At 35.5% G+C, this 6,630-nt stretch carries 6 protein-coding genes; all 6 read right to left on the bottom strand.

The features are described 5' to 3' along the window. Positions 1 to 488 precede the first annotated feature (488 nt). Entirely contained in the window at positions 489 to 1,439 is a 951-nt protein-coding gene (locus SCA31_RS22315) for a hypothetical protein (RefSeq protein WP_410699253.1), read from the bottom strand. Between the two features lie 395 nt (positions 1,440 to 1,834). Beyond that, complete coding sequence (locus tag SCA31_RS22310) at positions 1,835 to 2,521, bottom strand: hypothetical protein (protein WP_410699252.1); 687 nt, start codon at positions 2,519 to 2,521, stop codon at positions 1,835 to 1,837. An 81-nt stretch (positions 2,522 to 2,602) separates the two neighbouring features. Further along, complete coding sequence (locus SCA31_RS22305) at positions 2,603 to 2,938, bottom strand: helix-turn-helix domain-containing protein (protein WP_410699251.1); 336 nt, start codon at positions 2,936 to 2,938, stop codon at positions 2,603 to 2,605. Between the two features lie 160 nt (positions 2,939 to 3,098). Beyond that, positions 3,099 to 3,446: a hypothetical protein gene (locus tag SCA31_RS22300; protein ID WP_410699250.1), complete on the bottom strand. Its 348-nt coding sequence runs from the start codon at positions 3,444 to 3,446 to the stop codon at positions 3,099 to 3,101. 239 nt (positions 3,447 to 3,685) lie between these two features. Beyond that, positions 3,686 to 4,192 (bottom strand): hypothetical protein, encoded by a 507-nt coding sequence (locus SCA31_RS22295; RefSeq protein WP_410699249.1) that lies wholly within the window; start codon positions 4,190 to 4,192, stop codon positions 3,686 to 3,688. An 80-nt stretch (positions 4,193 to 4,272) separates the two neighbouring features. After that, positions 4,273 to 6,630: GEVED domain-containing protein (locus tag SCA31_RS22290; protein ID WP_410699248.1), on the bottom strand; the 2,358-nt coding region annotated here is incomplete at its 5' end.

Raw genomic sequence — 6,630 nt, 5'->3', positions numbered from 1 at the left:
TTTTATTATTGATTTTCATGCTTTTATAATTCTATTAAAGGCGGTATAGTAAGCCCAAAAGTTATTTTATTTTTTAAAATTATATTCTACGATCTTAAGGCGTATCCTTCTACTACTTACCGGAAAAAAATTACTGGCTACTCCTCAATTAACATTCCTTGCCCCTGCCTTTTCTGCTTTGCCTGTGGTTATCCATACATTTAAATCAAACCAGTATCATTCTAGGCATCTTAGCTATTATCTGAACTATCATAATGATAGTCCCATCTTGAGAAATTTAACTAATTTCTCATCCATAGGAAGCACTAACCCTCGATTTTCAGTGTTTGCAAATTCTAACAATACCGACGAATTGGTCATACATTTTTCCCAATTGCTACCTGAGCTTTCATACAGACAATGCAGAGCAATGTAAAACTTGATATTCTCTTATTCCTAGATTCTTAATTCTGATCTCTTCGATCAACTTCAATACCTTAAAAAATTCGTTAAAGAATCAATTTATCCAAATCCAGCAGCAGATAATTGATATTTTGATTAATAGTCCTTGTTGCAGACTGCATTTGATCGAGCATTGCTGAACGATTGTGAAGGTCATCTGCTCTATAAAAACCTCCATCACTAAAAATTACAGACTGATCTGCTTCTTCCTTGCTATCATCAAATTGATAATGCAGCCATCTTTCTTTCATGTTGCCAATAATAGAATGCTGTTCTTTATTGGAAAAACTTTTCTCTGTATACATATACCAGACAAATGGCGGGAAATTCGGGGATTCTAATTTATTCTTCCAGATATCCCTCAACAGATTTCTATGGTGGACAAACTCTACTTTCGTCCCCTTCGGGTTAAGTGTAGCAAGGCCGAGGCCTGCTCCTAAAACCCCGCCTCCAATATCAACGGCACTGCTCCAACCCTCATCATTTATTATTCCACCAGCAATAGATGCTACCGCTCCAGTTATAATGGAAAGAATAATCATCTTATTGTTTTTGGAATTATTCAGATTATCTACATAATTTCCAATCTGTGCTACCCTTTCCCCTTCACAGTCAAACTCGGCTGCTACTGCATCCAATTCCGTAAGGGCAATGGTGATTTTACTGTTAATTCTACTTTTAAGCTGTAAAACCTTAACCTGCGAGGTTATTGAAGAATCTTTTTTTAGTTCTATGATCTGATAAATCTCATCAAGATTTTCAAGTGCATTGAGAATCAAAATACTCTGATCAGAAAAATTTCTCTGCAGTTCTTTATTCACTGCCAGGATGGAATCGGAATTATAGGAGGGAACTTTATTGTTGTAATTGTATTTAAATGGTGCCTTACAATAGCTGTCTTTCAATGTAAGGATATTCTGCTTTATGACCTGATTCTTTTTAGAAACGCATGACACAAGAAGACAAAATATCATTAAAAGGTAAAAAGATTGTTTCATTTAGATTTGTTTGTTTTTTATAATATTGATGGATTATAAATACTCATTTTTTTAATCAGTTTAAATCGATCCTTGTATAATAGTCATACACTCGGTTTTGATAGATATACAGGTATAATCTTTTTTGGAAAATTCCAAAACAATATTTTCTCAAAATAATAACATACTCACCACTACGCAGATGAATCGCTTCACATTTTAGTTGTTTTTCTATCTGACCTAATTCACTTCCCAATAATTCTACTTTGGAAAATGTATTTTTTTTCATTTGAAGTCTTATCATTTTTTGTTTTTATTACACTCAACTTTGTTCTTTAAAAAAGGCTCAGTATTTACAACCTACTGAGCCCTATCTCCCCTTACAAATTCTAATATCATAACTTAAAGAATCAGGTTTATCTTACCTGCAAAATAAAAAACTGAGCTTTGGAATTTTCCAGCAAACCAATATTGGCTAGTGCTATTCCTTTCATTCCAAAAATTATCTTATCGCCGGCATTTAGTTTTACAAGTGTTTCAGTAGATCTGGTTGGAGGTGAAACACCTATACCCAAAACATTAACATTGGCAAAGGATTCTTCGCTTAATAATGTTCGAATACCAGAAATACCATCAATTTTAAAAATGCCAATTCCTATGGTTGATACAGAAAGAAGGGATTCCATTTCTAAAAAAAAATGCACATTATATACTCCCGAACTTGGTGCGGTAAACTCCTGTTGGGTTAGATTATAATGATTCCCATCATCAATTTCTAGTATTGGAAAAGATGCCTGGAGCCAACCATTCAGTAAACTGATCGATAACAGTGAAAAACCTGTTCCTCCAACTCCCTTAACAATGGCATTCTCTATATTTACTTGTATACGGCTAAAATCTATCTGGTTCACTACATTGTTATCATTTAGTACCAATAGCTTATTTACAATTTGGGAAGAAGCTAAGGTATCTACTTTTCGTATTCTTACATCTCCATTTACATCGAGAGTTGCTTTCGGATCTTGGGTATTGATACCCACCTGTCCATGAAGTATGGAGAAAAAAATCCCCAACATAATAAGAAATAATGTTTTTGTTTTCATAATAAATTTGTGTGTTTGGTGATTGATAGGTAATACTTAATGATTCATGATAAAAAATTTTAAAGGGGGTTAAAAATTAAATTAACAATTTACTGAGAAGAACATTTTCTTCCACTTACCAATGCTATTTCTGCTAAGGTTAAATTTTCTTGCGACTTGAATATTATTCAAATTATTTACTTTCTGATAATGAAGAATTTCTAATATTGTGGTTTTATCATAGGATCGTAACCTTTGGCTAAGTTTATCCGTTTCTCTGTTTTTAGCATTAAAAATGATTTTATTCAATTCCATCACATCCAGAATAGACAATTCGTCCTTTTTCAATATATTGCGACATTCAATCTCTTTGTGAGGATATTTTTTTTTAATCATATCCTGATAAATTAGTTTATAGTCGGGTAATAATTTTTTCATAATTATTTTTTTTAAAATTTCCATCCCCCTATTTTAATTGAAAATTTTCATTTGTGTAGTTAGAATCGGTATGGCTTAAAAGCTGGGGGAAGGAAATAACTAACCATTTTTTTATCTGTGGTCTGCTAATTTTGATTTTACATTTCCTATATCAAGGTACTTATTCAGTTTTCTCCTTGTTGTATTTTGCTATCCATTTAAAAAGAGTGGTTTTGGGAATACGATATTTTTCAACGACCTGCTGTTTTGTCATTTCACCTGAGTGTATAAGTTCCAACATATATTCAATAATTTCCCTTGTATAAATATTCTTTTTGAAGTAAGGAAGCTTGGATACTCTTTCAGTATCAGTAGAATTGTTTCTCGTTTGTGGAGAATACAAGATCAAATGTTGAGAATATAATCTAAAGAAGTCATACTCGAGCAGTTTACTCCATCTTAATAAGACATCAGTACTAAGATCATTTTTTAAAAACATTTCCTGTACCTCGTTCGAATTGCATTTCATGAAATTGCAAATACGTAAAATATCCATTTCAAGCTCAACTGTTTTTTGTTTAATAAATGAACCTATATGAATTTTTTTAAAATTAGTATCCATACTTGATAAGTTTATTGGTATTTATATTATCTATTTTTTAACTAGAAATATTATAAAACTTCAACCGTGGTAATTCATGAATCAGAACTTATGAAAAACCAACACAATCCTTACCCGGTTGAAGATAAAATCAATAGATGGCTACACTACGGCTTCCAAAAAGACCATACTGTTCCATTGTATACAGCCAGCTGACGGGCGGTAGTGTCATACACCAACATTCCGGCAGAAGGGTTAATAATATTCAAGTGCGGACTTGCCACCTTGGGAAGAATCATTGCCTTATTGCTATCTTCCAAAACCAAAATACCGTTGGTTGATGTTTGGGTACCAATACTTACCTTTGCACCTGTTTTCTCAGTTTTAGAGGTTTGTATAGATAGATTTACATTGCCTGTATTATCTACACTTAGGTCAAACCAGCTTCCACTCTTTAGATATTTCACTTTCTTATCTGTAGTGTCATATATAATACTTCCATCTTGAGATATTCCGCTTTTATCCTCTACATAAGGAAGAATAAGCCCCCTATTTTCAGTGGTTTCAAATTCTAAAGACACTGAAGTATTAGTAACATTCGATTTTCCTATGGCCACCTGGGCCTTGCCAAGGACGGCACAGAATAAGGCAATACTTACTATTATTTTATTCATTTTGTAATTTTTTAATTAAAAAGCTTCAGCAAAAGCAATAGTTTACCCCTATTACTTTTGCCTTAAGCTTATATCAATATTTAATCCGGGCAGGCTTGTGTATTTAAGCACTGCCAGCTGAATGTAGTTCCGCCATCTGTTGATGTATACACTTTCAGACAACTATTCGTAGTATCATATACCATCATTCCTTCTACAAAGTCTGCAACAGGAATTCCGACAGGATTACCAGCTCCATTAAATGAAAGTCTATTCACTACAAATCCTTTTGTTTTGGATTCAAGTACCATCCAAGACCCTTTACGAACCATTGGCCAGTTATCAGGATCCCCAGATCCGGCTCTGCTTAGAGAAGTGATTCCTGCCTTACTGTCCAAAGCAGTTCCACTTGTCATTCCTGGTTTGTAACAATACGTTGATCCTCCTGTAACCATTAAACATTGTGGAGTAATAGTAGATGTATCCAAAATTCCGCCTGATGGGACTGTTATATTTGAAGAACCATTTGTAAAAGCAGATGGATTAGCAGAACACGATGCATTAAGCTGTCCAGGTACATTAGTGATATCCACCGATATCGTTGCACTTTGCCCAGGATTTAATTGTAATCCTGAAATAGTAACTACACCCGAGTTTGCAACAGCAGTAATAATACCTCCGGTTCCACCCGTAATAGATGCATTAGGAGTTGCTGCTACTTTTATGCTGCTCGGCAAATTATCAGTAAAATTAATCGTTTGCAGTACGGCATCAGATGCTGTATTGGTAACTGTCCAAATATATTTTGTAATACCGCCATCTACTATTGTATTCACAGGTAAATTTTTTGTTAACACCGGAGGTGTTGCCAGATCTACTGAAATAAAGTAAGAACCGCTTACTAAGGCATCTCCGCCAGTAGACTGTTGTTGCAGAACCACATTGATAGGTGTTGAAGAAGGTGCTAATACCCCATTTGCATCAAAAATATCAGCATCAAACTCATATGCTTCAGCTGCACCATAAATATGTCCTGCACTAATAGGATTTCTGGCAGTATAATTTCCGGATATAGCAGGTCCTCCATCTGCTGATACATTATTGTTGGCAGTCCATGCAACAGAACTGTTTAATGCATCATTTGTCACCCCAGTCATAGGATCTTTCAATGAAGTTAGCGGAGTACCTACCTGACCAAAATTCAACAAATCAGAGTAACCTCGGTCACCATAAGTTCCCGTAACCCCAACTACAGCTTTTACAGTACCTGAAGCAGGAATCTTCAATCCGTTAATTTGGGTTTCTACTGGAAATGCACTTTGCCATCCATCAGTAATAACAATTTGTCTAAATTTAGAATTAGTATTCTTGTAAACAACAATCATAGACCATCCACCCATATTAACTGGTGCTGGAGTGGGGCTAGCAAGAAAATACCTACCTCCTATACCTCCTCCGCTTGTACTAACATAACCATTGGTGGGTACCATTGAAGTAATATCCCATATCATCTGAGCATATGAACTACCTGAAGTTCTATCTGCAATACTTGTTGATGCTGTTAAGGTAGTATAAGCTGTCGCTCCGGGAACTTTCAACATTGCCGAAGTGAAATTAGGGCCTCCATTTTTTTCTATTGATAAAAATACTTTTTCAATCGTTGATCCTGCAGGTAAAATTAAATCTCCCGAAGTAGACCAAGTTGTAGAAGCATCTCCATCTACATCTGGTATTAAAGGCGCAGTCGGATTACCTGGTACACTATAATACCATGAAGTTCCTATCATACTCACTCCTCCCTGTATCACATCATTATACCTTATTGTAGAAATAACAGGTACTTGATAATCTTCAACTTCTCCAAATGCAACGGTAGGTGCGTTGGTAGCAACAGCTGCAGAAGTAGCACCATTACCAACACTTCTTTCATCAATTAAGGCTCCTCCGCTTGCAGCTGTCGTAAAGTCTAACAGATTTAAATTGGATAACCTTAATCTTAAATAAGCAGTAAGAGTTCCATTAATAATTGTAGATGTTTGAGCGGCTGTCCAAGTTAAAGTCATTGTTGTATTAGCAGCACTCGCCGTTGTAGCTGCAGCCACTTCACCCACCTGGAAAATTCCATCGTCATTAAGGTCCAGCCATCCGTATAAATATTTTGTCCCCGTCAGGTTGGAAGGAATACTTACAGGAACTGTAATAATGTATGGCAAACCTCTTTCTATATTCCCCATTGTAGTTAAACCATCTTCATCAGCTGTTCCAATCGTGTTGTCTCCTGAAGTATTATTCTCAGCAGGGGAAGTCACAGAAGCCGGTGTATTTTCCACATCCAAAAGACTCCCAATGCTAAACCCTGTTAGAGGAGCATGCAAGGCAGGTAATGGATTACCATCCTTGTCATTCTCAAAGCTGGACGGTACATCACCGTAGTCATAGGTAGTCACTACATCGATTTG

The sequence above is a fragment of the Chryseobacterium sp. SIMBA_028 genome, from assembly GCF_046535285.1.
Taxonomy (GTDB): domain Bacteria; phylum Bacteroidota; class Bacteroidia; order Flavobacteriales; family Weeksellaceae; genus Chryseobacterium.
This window is presented reverse-complemented; position numbering and strand designations above follow the sequence as displayed.